This is a genomic window from Luteimonas sp. Soil_C_16, assembly GCF_057657295.1.
In genome coordinates this window covers 329,172-345,536 of record NZ_JBDGIS010000004.1, presented here as the reverse complement: position 1 = coordinate 345,536, position 16,365 = coordinate 329,172, and the positions used below count along the sequence as shown (strand labels likewise).

Sequence of the window (16,365 nt, the reverse complement as noted above, 5' to 3'; positions counted from 1 at the left end):
ATCGCGCCTCTCTCGCGCAGACCCGTCCTCATGGCGCCCAAGGCCACCGTCTACAAAGCCGAACTCCAGGTCACCGACATGGACCGGCATTACTACGCCTCGCATGACCTCGTGCTGGCGCAGCACCCGTCGGAGACCGAAGCGCGTCTGATGGTGCGGCTGATCACCTTCGCGCTGTTCGCCGACGAACGCCTCGAATTCGGTCGCGGCCTCAGCAACGAGGAAGAGCCGGATCTGTGGCGCCGCGACTACACCGGCGACATCGAGCAGTGGATCGATCTCGGCCAGCCGGACGAGAGCCGCATCCGCAAGGCCAGCGGACGCTCGCGCCAGGTCGTGGTGGTGAACTACAGCGGCAATGCCGCGCAGATCTGGTGGGAGCGGATCGCGAATTCGCTCACGCGGCTGAAGAACCTCACCGTGGTCGATCTCGACCCGGCGAAGATCGAGGAGGCGGTCGGTCTGCTGCAGCGGAGCATGCGTCTGACCGCGATGATCCAGGACGGCGAACTGCAGCTGATGAGCGAGTCGCAGACCGTCACGATGACCCCCGTCTGGCGGGTGCGTCCGGCGGACGAGCGGTAGACGAAATCGCGGTGTCGCGGGACCGGCACGGGCCTCCCGGAACGCGCCCGCAGTCGCTCGCCGCTGGCGCTCATCCGGCCGTGTCCGGCGCCTGGCTACCGGGACGCTGCGTCGTCACAGGACGCAGGAAGGTGTCGTTCTGATAGCGGCTCATGCGCAGCTGCTGGCCGTTGTCCATCGTGACCACGTGGTGGCCGTTGAACCAGGGGTCGATGGTCTTGATGCGCTGGATGTTGATGATCGCCGAGCGATGCACGCGCGCGAAGCGACGCGGATCCAGACGGGCCTGCAGCGCGGTCATGGTTTCGCGGAGCTCGTGCACGCGGCCGGGCACGTGGATCTGCACGCTGTTGCGGTTGGATCGGATCCAGATGATGTCGTCGACATCGACGAAGACCACGCGGTCGTCCTCGCGCACCGGAATGCGCGCGAGGTAGTCGTCGCGCTGCCGGAGGGCATCGAGCGCCTGCATGATCCGCGCGGCCGTGTCGGCGCTGGTGTCCTGCGGTGCCGCCAATCGGGTCTTGACCCGGCGCAGCGCATCGGCGAACCGTTCGCGGGCGAAAGGTTTGACCAGATAGTCGACGGCGTTGGCATCGAAGGCGCGCACCGCGAATTGTTCGTAGGCGGTCACGAAGACGGTCGCCGGCATGCGCGCCGCGCCGATCGTCGCGACCACGTCGAGTCCGGTGATGCCGGGCATCTGGATGTCGAGAAACACCAGATCCGGCGAACCGTGACGGATCGCCTCCACCGCGGAGACGCCGTCGCCGCACTCGCCGATCACCTCGATCTGCGGGTCGTCGCGCAGCAGGCGCACGATGGCCAGGCGGGCGATCGGCTCATCGTCGACGACCAGTGCGGTGATCCTCATGCGCGCGGCAGTTCCGGGGCGTCGTCGTCATCGAGCGGGTCGGCATGCGTGCCGTCGGCGAAAGAGGCGGCCGTCTCCTCTTCCTCGAATCTGCGGAAGGGCAACTGGATGCGGCAGGCGACGCCTTGTGGCCAGGTGATATCCAGGCGCACCTGCGCGGCATCGCCGTACAGTTCCTGCAATCGGAGGCGGGTGTTGGACAGGCCGATGCCGTGGCTGGGTACCCCGGTGGCATCGCGGTCCATGTCGCCATTGCCGCCGGCAGCACCCGGGTCTTCGAGCGTGCTGTTGCGGTTGCGCACGTCCAGGTAGAGCGTGCCGCCTTCGCGCCGGCTCTCGATCTCGATGCAGTCCGCGCCCACGCGCTTGCCGATGCCGTGGTGGATCGCGTTCTCGACGATCGGCTGCAGGATCAGGCTGGGCACCGCGCAGTCGAGCGTGTCCGGCGCGATGTAGATGCGCGTGGTCAGGCGGTCCTTGAAGCGCGTGCGCTGGATGCCGAGATACAGATCCAGCAGCACGAGTTCCTGGCGCAGGCTGATTTCCTGGCCATCGTAATCCTCCAGGAATGCGCGCAGCAGTTCGCTCAGGCGCAGCAGCATGTCCTCGGCGGACACCTTGTCTTCGTCGAGCAGGGTCACGATGGCGTGCAATGTGTTGAACAGGAAATGCGGCTGCAGCTGCGACTTGAGCGCCAGCAGGCGCGATCGCGCGAGGTCGGTGGCCAGCCGGCTGGCCTCCAGTTCGCGTCGCGCCTTCTCGGCGTGGAAATGGATGGCCTGCTGGACCGCGAACAGCAGCCAGTAGGTCAGCAGTCCGATGGCGAAGTGCTGCTCGATGAAGTACCCCAGCTGCTCGTAGAAGCCGCTGGGCTCGAACAGCGTCGAAACCATCGCGCCGATCATCATCGCGAGCCCTGTCATGCCCAGGCTGATCAGCAGCTGGGTGCGCAGTCCGTAGAAGCGCAGCGTGGCGCGCACCGGGTAGCGCTCGGCCAGACGAAACACGATGGGCGCAAGGGCCGCCCAGGTGTACCAGACGATCAACGACCAGCGGAGCACGTCCCACAGCGGCCAGCGGGTGTTCGGCGAGCCGCCGTTGAGTCTGTTCTGCAGGGCGAACAGCACCGCGATCGCCGTCCACAGCGCGAGGTAGTGGAACAGGCCGATTTCGTGGCTGCCCAGGCGAATCTTCATGCTGCTCCGGTGTCGATGTCGCTTGAGCGGTCGTGGCGTACGGGTCGAGCGGTCGGCGTGGTACCGCGCGTCTCCTGCAGGGGACGTCCGCATCCTAGGTGCATTCGCGGGGGGCCGGAAGCGATGGCGGCGTCGCACTACGATTGGCACGTCCGGTACGACGATTCGTCCCGAATCGCTTTCCGGCGCCACCACGACGCGGCCTGATGCCGGTGCCGGAGCGTGGATCGTCTGCCTCCGGTCCCATTCCTGCACCGGAGCCACCGCCATGTCCATCGCGCACACCCTCGCCCTGGTCGCGTTGCTCGCGACCGTGTCCCATGCCTCCGATGCGCGTGCCGGAGACGCCGGGATGCGCTACTTCGATCTGATCAACGTCAGTCACGACAGCGTCGTCTCGGCCTCGTCGGCGCCCGCCGGCGATCCCGGGTTCGTACCGATCGCAATCGCGCCACTACGGGGCGGCTTCAATGTGGCGACAGTGGAAATTTCCCGTGCGCATTGCGTCCAGGATTTCCGGATCGGCTTCCGCGACGGCCGCACGCTGCTCTACAGCGACATCGATGTCTGTCGCCACCGGGGCCTGTACCTGCGGGCGAGCGATGGCCGGCGCGATGGTACCGGCGCGACCCGGGTGACGGCGGCGTTGCACGCCGATTGAGCGAAGCCCTGTGTCCGGAGGGAAGGGCCCGGGCGGGTCGCATCCGCCGCTGCTCCATGACCTCCGACCGTTGCCCCGGCCGCGACCGCTGGCTAAGGTCGCGGCTCGCCAGTTTCTATCGGATCCCCGTATGCCGCTCCGCCGTCCTGCCACCGCCGCGCTTGCCGCCGGCCTCGCGCTGTCCGCCGTGACCGCACATGCCGATGAAGGCATGTGGATGCCGACCCAGCTGCCGGACATCGCCAAGCCGATGCGCGAGGCGGGGTTCCGCGGGCGTGCCGACGCGCTGGCCGACGTCACCGCGCCGCCGCTCAGCGCCGTGGTCAAGGTCGGCGGTGGCACCGGCGCCTTCGTTTCCGATGAAGGCCTGCTGCTGACCAACCACCACGTCGCCTACGGCGTGATCCAGTACAACAGCAGCGCCGAGCGCAACATCATCGACGGCGGCTTCATCGCCGAAGGCCGCGGCGACGAGCGGCCTTCGAATCCCGACTTCCGCGTGCTGGTGACGGTTGGCTTCGACAAGGTCACCGATGAAGTGCTGGCCGAGGCGCGTGGCAAGACCGGTCGTGCGTACTTTGATGCGGTGGACGCCGCCGGCAAACGCATCGTCGCCGCGTGCGAGGCGTCGGGCGAGGTGCGCTGCAGCGTCGCCAACATGTATTACGGCACCGACTTCTATCGCATCCGCCAGCTGGAGCTGCGCGACGTGCGTCTGGTCTATGCGCCACCGCGTGCGATCGGCAACTACGGCGACGAGATCGACAATTTCATGTGGCCGCGCCACACCGGCGATTTCACCCTGCTGCGCGCCTACGTGGGCCGCGACGGCAAGCCGGCCGACTACAGCGCCGACAACGTGCCGTACGCACCGCCGGCGCATCTGCAGATCGCCCGCGGCGGCCTGCACGCCGGCGATTACGCGATGCTCGCCGGCTATCCGGGCACGACCTTCCGCCATCGCACCGCGGCCGAGTTCGATGCCCAGGTCGCGCGCGTGCTGCCGCAGCGCGTGGCGGTGTTCGATGCGCTGATCGACGCCGTCGAGACCGCCGGCGCCGATGACGCCGACATCCGCACGCGCTACGCCTCGCAGCTGCAGTCGCTGAAGAACAACCGCAAGCGCGCGGCGGGCGAGCTCGAGGGCCTGCTGCGCAGCGACGCGGTGCGCCTGCGCGGCGAGGACGAGACCGCGATGCTGGCCGCAACCACCGGCGAGGACGCGAGCGACATCGCGGCGTTGCAGGCGATCCTCGGCGAAGCCGATGCCGCAGGCGCGCGCGACCAGTTGCTGACCCTCGTCGCCAGCCAGACCCAGCTGCTGCGCTCGGCGTTGCTGCTCGAACGCCTGCGCATCGAATCGGCGAAGGCCGACGATGCCGCGCGCGAGACCGGCTACCAGCAGCGCGACCATGCGCTGATCGAGGGCGTGCTGCGTCAGGCCCAGCGTCGCTATGCGCCGTCGGCGGAGAAGGCCGTACTCGGCGTGCTGGTCGGCCGTTACCAGCAGTTGCCCGATGCGCAGCGTCTGCCGGCCTTCGACGCCGCGTTCGGCCGCACGCCCGAATCGCTCAAGACGGCGCTGGACACGGTCTACGCGCGCACGACGCTGGGCGAAGAAGCGCAGCGCCTGTCGCGCTTCGCCGATGCCCGCGCCGGTCGTCCGCTGGCCGACGATCCGCTGCTCGCACTGGCCGCGCAGCTGGTCGCCGCGCAGCTCGATGCCGAGGACGCGCGCAAGACCCGCGAAGGCGAACAGCTGCGGCTGCGCCCGGCGTACATGCGTGCGCTGTTCGCCTGGCGCGCGCAGCAGGGCCGCGCGGTGTATCCGGATGCCAACGGCACGCTGCGCGTGAGCTACGGCAAGGTCGAAGCGCTGGCGCCGCGCGATGCGGTGGCGTTCTCGCCGGTGACCACCGTCGCCGGCATCGTCGAGAAGAACACCGGGCAGGTGCCGTTCGACGCGCCGCAGCCGCTGCTCGATGCGATCGCCAAGGGCGATTTCGAAGGCACCGCCGAAGCCTCGCTCGGCACCCAGCCGGTGAACTTCCTGACCAACCTCGACACCACCGGCGGCAACTCGGGCTCGCCGGTGCTCAATGCGCGTGGCGAACTGGTCGGCCTGAACTTCGACAGCAACTGGGAGTCCGTCAGCGCGAGCTGGTGGTTCGATCCGCGCTACAAGCGCGCGATCCACGTCGACATGCGCTACATGCGCTGGCTGATGGCCAAGGTGTATCCGGCGCCGGCGCTGCTCGAGGAGATGGGGTTGTCCGCACGTTGAGGCGTCGCGCCGGTCGGGTGCCGTTCGGGCGCGCGGCCGGCGCAGGCCGCACAATGTCGGGCCACACCCGGAGCCCCACGGCACCATGAAGATCCCGCAGGGACTGCAGCCACTGATCGAGGACGGCATCATCGACGCCGTGCTGCGCCCGCTCAAGAGCGGCAAGGAGGCATCGGTCTACGTCGTCCAGGTCGGCGACGAGGTGCGCTGCGCGAAGGTCTACAAGGACATGGCGCAGCGCAGTTTCCAGGCGCGCGTGCAGTACCAGGAAGGCCGCAAGGTCCGCGGCAGCCGCGAGCAGCGTGCGATGGGCAAAGCGACCAAGTTCGGCCGCCGCGAGCAGGAAGCCGCGTGGAAGACCACCGAGGTCGATGCGCTCTACGCCCTGGCCGAGGCCGGCGTGCGCGTCCCGCAGCCCTACGGTTTCTTCCACGGCGTGCTGCTGATGGATCTGGTCACTGACGCCGACGGCTTCAGCGCGCCGCGCCTGGCCGAGGTGGACCTCGAACCCGACCAGGCCCGCGAATGGCATCTGATGCTGGTGCGGGATGTCGTGCGGATGCTGGTGCTGGGCATGGTCCACGGCGATCTGTCCGAGTACAACGTGCTGGCCACGCCCGACGGCCCGGTGCTGATCGATTTCCCGCAGGTCGTCAGCGCGGCCGGCAACAACGCCGCGCGCGACATGCTGCTGCGCGACGTGCACAACATCCGCGACACGCTCGCGCGCTTCGCGCCGGAGCTTGCCGACACGCATTACGGCGAGGAGATGTGGGCGCTGTACGAGGCGGGTGACCTGAAGGCCGATACGCCGCTGACCGGCACGTTCGTGTTCGACACGCGCAAGGCCGACACCGGCGCGATCCTGTGGTCGATCGAGGATGCGCGCCAGGAAGCGGTGATCCGCCAGCAGGGCCGCGAAGAGGCCGATGAAACCGACTGATCTCCGTTCTCGCGCATGAGCCGCCCGCGGTTTCCGCCGCGAGACGGCGTGCCGGCGAGCCGGCTGCAACTGCCGCCGGGTCCGTGGATCACCGTTTTCGATGCGCTGGTCGCGCACTTTCCGCAGATCGATCCGTCGATCTGGCGCGACCGCATCGCGCGGGGCAGGGTGCTCGATGCGCAGGGCGATCCGGTCACGGCACAGACGCCGTATCGCCTGGGCGCCGAGATCGGCTACTACCGCGAAGTCGTCGACGAACCGGTGATCGATGCGGCCGAACACATCCTGCATGTCGATTCGCACCTCGTGGTCGCCGACAAGCCGCATGGCCTGCCGGTCGCGCCGACCGGCGCCTTCGTCACCCAGACACTGCTCACGCGGCTGGTGGCGACGCTCGGCAATCCGGAGCTCGTGCCGCTGCACCGGATCGATCGCGGCACCGCGGGGCTGGTGCTGTTCTCGGCCGATCCCGCGAGCCGCGCCGCCTATCAGGCGCTGTTCCGCGAATCGCGCATCACCAAGACCTACGAGGCGCTGGCGCCGCCGTTGCCCGGACTCGTCTTCCCGATGACGCGCCACAGCCGCATCGAGCGCGGCGAGCCGTTCTTCCGCATGGCCGAGGTCGATGGCATGCCGAACAGCGAGACGCACATCGACGTGCGCGAACGCGGCACCCGGACGTGGCGCTACGCCCTGTCGCCGGTCAGCGGACGCAAGCACCAGTTGCGCGTGCACATGGCTGCGCTCGGCGCGCCGATCCTGCACGACCCCTGGTATCCGACGTTGCAGGACGACGTCGACGACACGCGGCCGCCGCTGCAGTTGCTGGCCCGCGCACTCGCATTCGACGATCCGCTCGACGGACGCCCGCGACGTTTCGAATCCGAATTCCAGCTTTCGGAGTCGCTGGACTGAAGCTGCGTCGCGCCTGTCAGGCGGCCGGCACCCGGCGCTGCAGCCACGCCAGCACGCCATCCACCGCGACGGCTGCACTCGCATAGCAGGCCGTCAGCAGATACCCGCCGGTCGGCGCTTCCCAGTCCAGCATCTCGCCGGCGACGAACACGCCGGGCAGGGCCTCGAGCATCAAGGCATCGCCGGTCGCCTCCAGACGCACGCCACCCGCGCTGCTGATCGCCTCGGCGATCGGTCGCGGCGCCTGCAGTCGCAGCGGCAGGCGCTTGATCGCCGCAGCCGTCTTCGCCGGATCGTCCAGCGCGGCGCGGTCGAGCAGTTCGAACAGCAATCCCGTCTTCGCGGCATCGAGACCCGTCGCGCGACGCAGATGTTCGCCGACGCTGCGGCGGCCGCGCGAGCGCGCCAGATCGGACTGCAGGCGCGCGAGGTCACGCCCGGGCGTCAGATCCAGTTCCAGCAGCGCGCTGCCATCGCGGGCGATGGTGTCGCGCAAGGTGCCGGAAATCGCGTAGATCGCGCTGCCTTCGATGCCGGTCGTCGTCAACACACATTCGCCCTGCAGCGCATGTGGCGTGCCGTCGAGGCCGGTCCAGTGCAGCACGACCGGTTTCAGCGGTGCACCGGCGTGACGTTCGGCGAGATGCGCGCTCCAGCCGATGTCGAAGCCGCAGTTCGCCGGCACCAGCGGCGCCACGTCGACGCCGCGCGCCGAGAGCACCGGCTGCCAGCGGCCGTCCGATCCAAGCTCGGGCCAGCTGGCGCCGCCCATCGCGAGCAGCGTTGCGTCGGCCGTGTGCGTCACGTTGCCCGCCGGTGTCTCGAACACCAGCGCGCCGGCATCGTCCCAGCCGGTCCAGCGATGCTGCACGTGGAAGCGCACGCCGTCTTCCCGCAGCTGCCGCACCCAGCCGCGCAGCAGCGGCGCGGCCTTGAGATCTTCGGGAAACACGCGCCCGGAACTGCCGACGAAGGTCGGGACGCCGCGCGCCGCGGCCCAGTCGCGCAGGGCCTGTGCATCGAAACGATCCAGCCAGACGCCCACTGCCGCATCGCGCGCGCCGTAACGCGCATCGAACGCAGGGCGCGGTTCGGAATGGGTGAGGTTCAAGCCGCCCTTGCCGGCGATCAGGAACTTGCGCCCGACCGAGCCCTTGGCTTCGAACAGATCCACATCCAGTCCCGCCGCGCGCGCGCGCTCGGCGGCGAACAGGCCGGCCGGCCCGCCACCGACGATGGCGAGCCGAGGCGTGCGTACTTCAGGCATCTCAGGCGCCTTGCTGGAACGCCAGGATGTAGCCGTTGCAGTCGACGATGCCGAACTCACGGGCACCGTAGGGCATGTCCTGCAGCGTCCACGCGAGCTGCGCGCGGCCCTGCGTCTGGGCGAAGGCGGCATCGATGTCGGCGACGGTGAAGTACAGCGTGCCGGTCAGCGTGGGCGCGCGGTGCCACAGATCGGCGGCGGTGAAGACGATACGTGCGCCGTGGCCGGTGACGGTCAGGGTGTCGCCGGTCGAAGGCGCCAGCAAGAAACCGGGCAGGGCGGTGTAGAACGCGCGGGTACGTTCGAGATCGGTGCAGCGCAGCAGCAGGGTCAGGGCCATGTCGGTCCTCCAGCGGAATCGACGCCATTATGACCGGGGACGCCGCTCATCCCGGGTCAACGCGGTGCCTGCTAGCGTCCACACTTCGTCAACACGCGACATGCAGGAGGCCGTCATGGCCACGGGCTGGGCAGGCGATGGCGCGGTGCAGGATCAGATCGACGCCACCGTGAAAGATGCGATCGAACGTGCCCGCAGCCAGCTGCGCAGCGGGCCGGGGCTGATGCATTGCGAAGAATGCGACGCGCCTATTCCCGAAGCGAGACGGCGCGCCGTGCCCGGTGTACGCCTGTGCGTCGCGTGCCAGGCCGCGCACGACGATGACGACGCGCACAGCGGCTACAACCGCCGCGGCAGCAAGGACAGCCAGCTGCGCTGAGCGCTCCACCGGATTTGCACGCGCGATATGGGACAAGAGGCGCCGCGTCGTGACGCGGCCCCTTTCTCATCGGATCGACCATGCCCGCGTCGCAGGATCTCGCGTACTTCACCCGTCAAGTTCTGATCGTCCTCGCACTGCTCGCGGTGCTTGTGTTGTGCTGGGCGCTCACGCCGGTCTTCATGCTGGTGTTCGGCGCGATCGTCGTGGCCGCGCTGCTGCTGTCGCTGACGGGCCTGCTCCGGCGCTTCGTGCCGATGCCGCACGGCGTGGCGCTGGCGATCGTGCTGGTGGTACTGATCGGCGGGCTGGGGCTGCTGCTATGGATGTTCGGCGCGCAGGCGACGCGTGAGCTGGCCACGCTGACCGAGACGCTCCCGTCAGCGTACGCGCAGTTCCAGCAGTGGCTCGGCGAAACCAGCGTCGGCAGTCTGGTGCAGGAACAGCTCGACGCCATCCGCGACAACATGGGCCGCATCGCCAGCGGCGCCGGCGCGATCGCGATGACGGTCTCCAGCGGCACGATCGACATGTTCCTCGTGCTGGTCGGCGCGATCTACATCGCCGCGCAGCCGGAGATGTACCGCAACGGCCTGCTGCATCTGGTGCCGCCGTCGGCGAAGAAGGCCGCGGCCGATGCGCTCGATTCCAGCGGCCGTGCGCTGCGCCTGTGGCTGGGCGGCCAGCTGGTCGCGATGCTGGTCGTCGGCATCATGACCGGCATCGGTCTGTGGCTGCTGGGCGTGCCGGCGGCGTTCGCGCTCGCGCTGATCGCGTTCCTGCTCGACTTCGTGCCGATCATCGGGCCGATCGTTGCCGCCATTCCCGGCATCCTGCTGGCCTTCACCGTCAGCCCGCAGGTCGGCTTCGCGACGATCGCGCTGTACGTGGTGCTGCAGCAGATCGAGAGCAACGTGCTGCAGCCGCTGATCCAGCAACGCGCCGTCGAACTGCCGCCCGCACTGCTGCTGTTCTCGCTGGTGATCTTCGGCAGCCTGCAGGGCGCCGCCGGTCTGCTGCTGGCCGCGCCGCTGACGGTGGTCGTCTATGTGCTGGTCAAGCGGCTCTACGTGCGCGAAGTGCTGGGCGGCGACACCGCGGTGCCGGGCGAGCGCGAGGGCTGACGGCGCGCGTCGGCTTGTCGTCGACGCGCGCGCCGTCCAGCATGGGCGCCCCCGCATTCCGAGGCAGTCCCATGAAGCGCATCGACGCCGGCCCGCGCATGTCCGAGGCCACGATCCACAACCACGTCGTCTACTGCGCCGGGCAGGTGCCCGAGACCAGAGGCGCCGACATCGGCACGCAGACGCGCGAAGTCCTCGAGGCCATCGACGCGCTGCTCGCGCAGGCCGGCAGCGACAAGACCCGCATCCTGCAGGCGCAGGTGGTGCTCGCCGACATCGCCGACTTCGCCGGCATGAACGCCGAATGGGACCGTTGGGTCGTGGCCGGTCAGGGCCCGGCGCGCGCCACGATCGAAGGCAGGCTCGCCGATCCGGGCTGGCGCATCGAGATCATCGTGACCGCGGCGCTGGCCTGAAGCGCGCGACGCTTCAGACGTCCAGCGGGTCGCCGGTGCTGGTGCCGCCACGCGGCGCAGGCAGCGCGCCGCCACGCCAGCGGCGCAGCGCACGCTGGAAGAACAGGCTGTTGGGAATCTGCAGGCTAGTGCCGGCGCCATCGCCGTCGTCGGTCTCGCGCAGCGTGGTGTAGACGAGGTTGATGTCGACCACCTGGCCGCGCAGGCCGGGTTTCTCGCCGTTCTCCAGCAGCTCGACGTGGTCGTAGAGGCGGAACGGACGCGTGGTGAGGATCAGCATCGTGCAGAAGATGTTCGACAGCACGCTCCACGCGGCGAAGAACGCGACCGCCGCGACCGCGGCGAAGCCCGTGAACGCCGTCCACAGCACCGTGCCCGACACGCCCATGCGTTCGAGGATCAGCAGCAGCGCCGCGGCATAGATTAGGAACGAGGTGACGCGGCGTCCGCCGACGACGGCCTCGACCGGCAGCGTGTAGCGGTGGCCGATGCGTTCGATGATCCGGCGCACCAGCAGCCGCAGCAGCCAGGCGACGATCAGGATCAGCAGGATCTGGCCGATCGGCAGGACGATGTCGAGCCAGTCGTGCAGCCACACGGGCAGGCGGTCCTTGAAACGCACGGCAGCTCCACACACACGGCGCCGATCGCGCCGGCGTACAGTTTACGCCGCGATGCAGCACGCTCCGTAACGCAGGCGCGTTCGAATGCGCGTTGCGCGAAGCGTCTTCAGCGCCGCGTTACCATGTCCGGCCCCATCTGCGCGAACAAGAGGACCTCCCGTGAGCACGATTCTGGCCCCGGTGTCGATCGGCGAACTCGCCGACAAGATCACCATCCTCGAGATCAAGGCCGAGCGCATCGGCGACGCGCAGAAGCTGGCCAACGTCCGCACCGAACTCGACGGCCTGCTGCCGCTGTGGGCGCCGCTCGCGGACAGGCAGCCGGAGATGGCCGAACTCAAGACCGCATTGCGCGAGGCCAACACGCGCATGTGGGACGTGCAGGACGCGCTGCGCGCGAAGGAAGCCGCGCAGGATTTCGGCGACGAATTCGTCGAACTCGCCCGCGCGGTCGCACGGCACAACGGCGCCCGGGTCGAGGTCAAGAACACGATCAACCGGCTCGCCGGTTCGCGCTTCGTCGAAGAGAAGCAGTACCGCGCCTGATCGCGCGAGACTTTCCGGAAGCGAAAAGCAGAAAAGCCAGGACCTGGGTCCTGGCTTTCCGGCGGTATCGAGTGGTGGAGCCAAGGAGGATCGAACTCCTGACCTCGTCGATGCGAACGACGCGCTCTCCCAGCTGAGCTATGGCCCCACATGATGCGTGGCGATTATACGGTCCCCGCTGCGGGCTCGCCAGCCCTGTCGAGCAAGGGCGCCAGCGACGGTTCCAGCTGGCCGCGGCGCCAGCCCGACAGCGCGCCCGGCCAGTCCGCACCTTCGACCAGCGCTTCGAGCCATTTGCGCGAGGCGAGCACGCCGTCGGGCAGGCCGATCTCCGCGCTGCGCGCGGCCACCGCCTGCTGCAGGCGCTTGAGCTGCTTGCGATCGGGTTCCTCGCCGCGCGAGAGCGGCATCTCCGCCTCGTCCGGCAGCTCGGTGGTCAGCGCCTGCCAGATCACATGGGTCAGCTTGCGCGGCGCCTTGGGGTGCGTATCCAGCCGCTGCTGCAGCGCGGCCATGTCCGCAGGCGGATCGCGGGCGAGCAGAGTGGCCAGTTCGTTGTCGAGAATCCAGCTGCGCGGCCGGTCGGTGGTGCGTGCGTAGGTCTCGCGCCAGCGCAGCAGGCGGGCGAGACGGCGCTGTGCGTCCGCGTCGAGGAACAGGCCCGCGCGGCCGCCGAGCTGCGGCCAGCGATCGCCTTCCATGTTGCCGGCGGTGGCGACGAGCCTGGCGCAGTCCTCGACCAGCCAGTCCGCGCGGCCGAGTGCGTCGAGCTTGCCGGCGAGTACGTCGTGCAGCGCGAACAGATGCGCGACGTCGTCCACCGCATAGTCGAGCTGGGTCGCCGACAGCGGACGCCGCAGCCAGTCCGAACGCGTCTCGCCCTTGGCCAGCGCGATGCCCAGCGTGTCCTGCACCAGTCGCTGATAGCCCATGCCCGCACCCGTGCCCGACAGCGCGGCGGCGATCTGGGTGTCGAACAGCGGCGCCGGCACCGCGCCGCAGGCGTGGCCGAAGGCGACGAGGTCCTCGCTGGCGCTGTGCATGATCTTGAGGATCGACGGATCGGCGAGCAGCGGACGCAGGGCTTCGGCGATGCCCGGCGCCAGCGGATCGACCAGCAGCACTTCGATGCCGTCGGCACCTTCGAACGCGATCTGCACCAGCGCAAGCTGGGGCCAGAACGTGCGTTCGCGGATGAACTCGGTATCCAGACCGATGCGGGTCGGGGCGTCGGGCAGGCGGGCCCGCAGGATCGCCGGATCGTCGATCCAGGCAGCGTTGGGAGATGACATGCGCGAAAGCCTAGCGGTGCGGGCCGGTGGCGGCAATCGCGGGCGTGCTCGCATCGCCGCCACGGCCGCGATGGCTTAATCTGGCGCGATGCGGTCCAGGGAGCCCCGTTTGCGCAGTTTCTTCGTCGTCGGCCTGTTGGGCGTGCTCGTGCTGGCGGGCTGCAAAGGCGATGCCGACACCGATGTCGCGCCCGGCGACGGCAGCGTGACCATCACTGGCGACGACGCGGCGGTGCCGCAACTCAACTGGACGCCGCCGCCGGTGGTCATCGCCGAAGACGGCGACGCCGAAGCGCTGGATCAGGCACGCGCCGCGATGGCGGCCGACGATCTGTATGCGACGCCGACCTCGGCGATCCCGCTGTATCTCGCGCTGGCGCAGCGGCCCGACAGCGCACGCGCCGCGCGCAGCGGCCTGCAACGTGCGCAGGCACGGCTGCTCGCACTCGGCACGCAGGCGCTGGTGGAGGCCGACGAACTCGATTCGATCGCCGGCATGCGCGCCGCGCACGATTTCGCCGCAGTGGCGCGGTATCTCGCGGCCGGTGACGAGGCGGTGGTGCGCTATCTCGAACGTGTCGACGACAGCGACCGGCTGTGGGAACTCAACCGGGCGGCCGAACGGGCGTTGCAGGCCGGTGAACTGGGCGAGGCGGGCGGCGGCGCGCTGGCGCTGTTCCGCGAAGCCGCGGCGCTGCGCCCCGGGCAACCGCGTGCGCTGCAGGGCATGGCCGCGGTGGAGAGCGCGATGATCCGCCGCGCGGAACTGGCGGCCGACGAAGCGAACTACAGCGGCGCCTCGCGCTGGCTCGCGCATGCCACGACGATCCGGCCCGGCTTTCCGACCGTCGGAGACGCCGAGCAACGCCTGGAGCGGATGCGCGCCGCGCACATCCGCCGGCTGCGCGACGAAGGCGTCGACGCGCTGCCGAACATCAACGGCGTGGCGGTCGCACGCGAACGGCTGGCCCAGATCATCGGCATCGCCGAACCGGGCGATCCGGTGGTCAACGATCTGCGCGAACGCATCGACCGCACCGTGCACTACGGCGATTTCCGCCCGGGACAGGTGTTCACCGATGCCCTGGAAGGCGGCGCGCGCGGGCCGCAGGTCGTCGTGCTGCCGCACGGCGGTTTCATGATGGGTGCGCTGCCCGGCGACCGTGACGCCGAAGACAACGAATCGCCGCGGCACCCGGTACGGTTCGAACGCGGCTTCGCAATGGGCGTGCGCGAAGTGTCGGTGGGCGAGTTCCGCCGCTTCGTCGATGCCACGGGCTACCAGTCGCGCGCGGTGCGGCGCGGCTTCTCGCTGGCCTATGACGAGCGCACCGGCAATTTCCTGCGTCGCAGCAACGTCGACTGGCGCTCCGACTACGTCGGCCGTCCGGCCGGCGACACGATGCCGGTGCTGCACGTCAGCGCCAAGGACGCGCAGGCCTATGTCGACTGGCTGTCGACGCAGAGCGGCCGCCGCTACCGGCTGCCGAGCGAAGCGGAATTCGAGTATGCGTACCGCAACGGCACCGCCGAACGCTATCCCTGGGGCGAGGGCACGCCGCCCGACGGCGCCGGCAACATGACCGGCGCGCTGGACCGCTCGCCGGGCGGGCGCGCCTGGGGCAACGCGTTCCCCGATTACGAAGACGGCTACTGGGGCCCGGCGCCGGTCGGCAGCTTCGAACCCAACACCTGGGGCGTGCACGATCTGGCCGGCAACGTCAGCGAGTGGATGGCCGACTGCTGGCACGCGACCTACCGGCGCGCACCCGGCGACGGCTCGGCCTGGGTCAATCCCGGCTGCCGCGACCAGGTGATCCGCGGCGGCTCCTGGGCGAGCTCGCCGGCGCAGACCCGGACCAGCTGGCGGGCACTCGCGCAGGTTGACACGACTAATGCGAGACTCGGCTTCCGCGTGGTACGCGAACTTTGACGTTGAGCCGGGCGACCGGTCAGGGGAGGCGAGATGAGACAGGATCCTTTCGGCGGCGGTGACCGTCGTCAGCCCGGACGCGCGCCGCGGCGCCGCTTCGGCATGCGCTTCATCGTCCTACTGCTGTTCGCGGGCTACGGCGCCTATTACTACTTCTCCAACCAGAGCGTGGACCCGGTCACCGGCGAGACCGTGCTGATCGATCGCACGCTCGACGTGAAGCAGGAGAAGGCGCTGGGCTTGGAGGCCTACCAGGAAATCCTTGGCCAGGAGCGGCCGGTCGATCCCGACAGCGAGATCTCGAAAGAAGTCCGCCTGATCGCCGAACGCCTGATCGCCAAGGTCGACGTCGTCGAAGCCGAACTCGCACGCGAACACGGGCTGGAACCGACCCGCTTCTCGCAGAGCTTCGAGTGGGAGGTCAACGTGCTCGAATCCGACCAGGCCAATGCCTTCTGCCTGCCGGGCGGCAAGATGGCGGTCTACACCGGTCTGATTCCGGTGGCGAAGAACGCCGATGCGCTGGCCGTGGTGATGGGCCACGAGATCGCCCACGCGCTGCTGCGCCACGGCGCGCAGCGCATGGCCCAGCAAAAGCTGACCCAGGTCGGCCAGATGGCCGGCGCGATGAGCGGCATGGATCCGCAGCAGCAACAGATGGTCATGGCCGCGATGGGCTACGGCTATCTGCTGCCGTACGCGCGCAAGCACGAAACCGAAGCCGACAACGTCGGCCTGATGCTCGCCGCCGCCGCATGCTTCGATCCGCGTGAAGCCGTGCCGCTGTGGGAACGCATGTCCGAGGCCAGCGGTGGACAGGCGCCGCCGGAATTCTCGTCCACGCATCCCAATCCCGGGACCCGCATCCAGACGCTGGAAGCGCTGATGCCCAAGGCATTGGAGTACCGCGCGAAATTCTGCGAAGACGCGCAGGGCGAGACGGCGACCGCGCTTCGCTGATCCCACGCTGGTTCTGACAAGGAAGAC

The 16,365-nt window shown here is 69.2% G+C and carries 17 protein-coding genes and 1 tRNA gene; 11 read left to right on the top strand and 7 right to left on the bottom strand.

What is annotated here, in order from left to right; translation table 11 throughout:
* The first annotated feature begins 30 nt into the window (after window positions 1–30).
* Window positions 31–585, top strand: a complete 555-nt coding sequence (locus tag AC3A5T_RS10270) for a YaeQ family protein (RefSeq protein WP_332077351.1) — start codon at window positions 31–33, stop codon at window positions 583–585.
* Window positions 586–655: 70 nt separating this feature from the next.
* Here the strand turns inward: AC3A5T_RS10270 and AC3A5T_RS10265 are convergent, their stop codons facing one another.
* Window positions 656–1,459, bottom strand: a complete 804-nt coding sequence (locus tag AC3A5T_RS10265) for a LytR/AlgR family response regulator transcription factor (protein WP_487628481.1) — start codon at window positions 1,457–1,459, stop codon at window positions 656–658.
* A complete protein-coding gene (locus AC3A5T_RS10260) occupies window positions 1,456–2,655 on the bottom strand; it encodes a sensor histidine kinase (protein ID WP_487628480.1) in 1,200 nt (399 codons plus the stop codon). The genes AC3A5T_RS10265 and AC3A5T_RS10260 overlap by 4 nt, the downstream gene beginning before the upstream one ends.
* 268 nt (window positions 2,656–2,923) lie before the next feature.
* Here AC3A5T_RS10260 and AC3A5T_RS10255 point away from each other — a divergent pair, with 268 nt between their 5' ends.
* From AC3A5T_RS10255 to AC3A5T_RS10240, 4 genes are all read left to right on the top strand, one after another.
* Window positions 2,924–3,316, top strand: a complete 393-nt coding sequence (locus AC3A5T_RS10255; protein ID WP_487628479.1) for a hypothetical protein — start codon at window positions 2,924–2,926, stop codon at window positions 3,314–3,316.
* A gap of 130 nt (window positions 3,317–3,446) precedes the next feature.
* Entirely contained in the window at window positions 3,447–5,600 is a 2,154-nt protein-coding gene (locus AC3A5T_RS10250; protein WP_487628478.1) for a S46 family peptidase, read from the top strand.
* Window positions 5,601–5,685: 85 nt separating this feature from the next.
* Entirely contained in the window at window positions 5,686–6,543 is an 858-nt protein-coding gene (locus tag AC3A5T_RS10245) for a PA4780 family RIO1-like protein kinase (protein ID WP_487628477.1), read from the top strand.
* A 15-nt stretch (window positions 6,544–6,558) separates the two neighbouring features.
* Entirely contained in the window at window positions 6,559–7,458 is a 900-nt protein-coding gene (locus AC3A5T_RS10240; protein WP_487628476.1) for a pseudouridine synthase, read from the top strand.
* A 16-nt stretch (window positions 7,459–7,474) separates the two neighbouring features.
* Here AC3A5T_RS10240 and AC3A5T_RS10235 read toward each other — a convergent pair whose 3' ends face one another.
* Both AC3A5T_RS10235 and AC3A5T_RS10230 read right to left on the bottom strand, forming a co-directional pair.
* A complete protein-coding gene (locus tag AC3A5T_RS10235) occupies window positions 7,475–8,725 on the bottom strand; it encodes a TIGR03862 family flavoprotein (protein ID WP_487628475.1) in 1,251 nt (416 codons plus the stop codon).
* Window position 8,726: 1 nt separating this feature from the next.
* Window positions 8,727–9,065, bottom strand: coding sequence for a VOC family protein (locus AC3A5T_RS10230; RefSeq protein ID WP_487628474.1), 339 nt, complete (start codon window positions 9,063–9,065; stop codon window positions 8,727–8,729).
* 115 nt (window positions 9,066–9,180) lie between these two features.
* On the opposite strand from AC3A5T_RS10230, the gene AC3A5T_RS10225 reads away from it, so the two are divergent.
* The 3 genes from AC3A5T_RS10225 to AC3A5T_RS10215 all read left to right on the top strand — a co-directional run bounded on the left by AC3A5T_RS10225 (window position 9,181) and on the right by AC3A5T_RS10215 (window position 10,984).
* On the top strand, window positions 9,181–9,444 hold the full coding sequence (locus AC3A5T_RS10225) for a DksA/TraR family C4-type zinc finger protein (protein ID WP_487628532.1): 264 nt from the start codon (window positions 9,181–9,183) through the stop codon (window positions 9,442–9,444).
* Between the two features lie 80 nt (window positions 9,445–9,524).
* Complete coding sequence (locus tag AC3A5T_RS10220; protein WP_487628473.1) at window positions 9,525–10,568, top strand: AI-2E family transporter; 1,044 nt, start codon at window positions 9,525–9,527, stop codon at window positions 10,566–10,568.
* Between the two features lie 71 nt (window positions 10,569–10,639).
* Window positions 10,640–10,984 carry a RidA family protein gene (locus tag AC3A5T_RS10215; protein WP_487628472.1) on the top strand — a complete coding sequence of 115 codons (345 nt, stop codon included), beginning with the start codon at window positions 10,640–10,642 and terminating at the stop codon, window positions 10,982–10,984.
* A gap of 13 nt (window positions 10,985–10,997) precedes the next feature.
* On the opposite strand, the gene AC3A5T_RS10210 is transcribed toward AC3A5T_RS10215, so the two are convergent.
* Window positions 10,998–11,606 carry a mechanosensitive ion channel domain-containing protein gene (locus AC3A5T_RS10210; protein WP_487628471.1) on the bottom strand — a complete coding sequence of 203 codons (609 nt, stop codon included), beginning with the start codon at window positions 11,604–11,606 and terminating at the stop codon, window positions 10,998–11,000.
* Window positions 11,607–11,766: 160 nt separating this feature from the next.
* On the opposite strand from AC3A5T_RS10210, the gene AC3A5T_RS10205 reads away from it, so the two are divergent.
* Window positions 11,767–12,153, top strand: a complete 387-nt coding sequence (locus AC3A5T_RS10205) for a DUF6165 family protein (protein WP_332077338.1) — start codon at window positions 11,767–11,769, stop codon at window positions 12,151–12,153.
* 72 nt (window positions 12,154–12,225) lie between these two features.
* Here the strand turns inward: AC3A5T_RS10205 and AC3A5T_RS10200 are convergent.
* Both AC3A5T_RS10200 and rnd read right to left on the bottom strand, forming a co-directional pair.
* Window positions 12,226–12,301: transfer RNA gene (locus AC3A5T_RS10200), tRNA-Ala, on the bottom strand.
* Between the two features lie 16 nt (window positions 12,302–12,317).
* Complete coding sequence (gene rnd, locus AC3A5T_RS10195) at window positions 12,318–13,445, bottom strand: ribonuclease D (RefSeq protein WP_487628470.1); 1,128 nt, start codon at window positions 13,443–13,445, stop codon at window positions 12,318–12,320.
* Between the two features lie 109 nt (window positions 13,446–13,554).
* On the opposite strand from rnd, the gene AC3A5T_RS10190 reads away from it, so the two are divergent.
* Window positions 13,555–15,378 (top strand): formylglycine-generating enzyme family protein, encoded by a 1,824-nt coding sequence (locus tag AC3A5T_RS10190; RefSeq protein WP_487628469.1) that lies wholly within the window; start codon window positions 13,555–13,557, stop codon window positions 15,376–15,378.
* Between the two features lie 33 nt (window positions 15,379–15,411).
* Window positions 15,412–16,338 carry a M48 family metallopeptidase gene (locus AC3A5T_RS10185; RefSeq protein WP_425497199.1) on the top strand — a complete coding sequence of 309 codons (927 nt, stop codon included), beginning with the start codon at window positions 15,412–15,414 and terminating at the stop codon, window positions 16,336–16,338.
* The last annotated feature ends 27 nt before the right edge of the window (window positions 16,339–16,365 follow it).

Bases quoted from the DNA above. Each gene is read 5' to 3' on its own strand.
- AC3A5T_RS10270 (WP_332077351.1), top strand. From the start codon at position 31: ATGGCGCCCAAGGCCACCGTCTACAAAGCCGAACTCCAGGTCACCGAC.
- AC3A5T_RS10265 (WP_487628481.1), bottom strand. From the start codon at position 1,459: ATGAGGATCACCGCACTGGTCGTCGACGATGAGCCGATCGCCCGCCTG.
- AC3A5T_RS10260 (WP_487628480.1), bottom strand. From the start codon at position 2,655: ATGAAGATTCGCCTGGGCAGCCACGAAATCGGCCTGTTCCACTACCTC.
- AC3A5T_RS10255 (WP_487628479.1), top strand. From the start codon at position 2,924: ATGTCCATCGCGCACACCCTCGCCCTGGTCGCGTTGCTCGCGACCGTG.
- AC3A5T_RS10250 (WP_487628478.1), top strand. From the start codon at position 3,447: ATGCCGCTCCGCCGTCCTGCCACCGCCGCGCTTGCCGCCGGCCTCGCG.
- AC3A5T_RS10245 (WP_487628477.1), top strand. From the start codon at position 5,686: ATGAAGATCCCGCAGGGACTGCAGCCACTGATCGAGGACGGCATCATC.
- AC3A5T_RS10240 (WP_487628476.1), top strand. From the start codon at position 6,559: ATGAGCCGCCCGCGGTTTCCGCCGCGAGACGGCGTGCCGGCGAGCCGG.
- AC3A5T_RS10235 (WP_487628475.1), bottom strand. From the start codon at position 8,725: ATGCCTGAAGTACGCACGCCTCGGCTCGCCATCGTCGGTGGCGGGCCG.
- AC3A5T_RS10230 (WP_487628474.1), bottom strand. From the start codon at position 9,065: ATGGCCCTGACCCTGCTGCTGCGCTGCACCGATCTCGAACGTACCCGC.
- AC3A5T_RS10225 (WP_487628532.1), top strand. From the start codon at position 9,181: ATGGCCACGGGCTGGGCAGGCGATGGCGCGGTGCAGGATCAGATCGAC.
- AC3A5T_RS10220 (WP_487628473.1), top strand. From the start codon at position 9,525: ATGCCCGCGTCGCAGGATCTCGCGTACTTCACCCGTCAAGTTCTGATC.
- AC3A5T_RS10215 (WP_487628472.1), top strand. From the start codon at position 10,640: ATGAAGCGCATCGACGCCGGCCCGCGCATGTCCGAGGCCACGATCCAC.
- rnd (WP_487628470.1), bottom strand. From the start codon at position 13,445: ATGTCATCTCCCAACGCTGCCTGGATCGACGATCCGGCGATCCTGCGG.
- AC3A5T_RS10185 (WP_425497199.1), top strand. From the start codon at position 15,412: ATGAGACAGGATCCTTTCGGCGGCGGTGACCGTCGTCAGCCCGGACGC.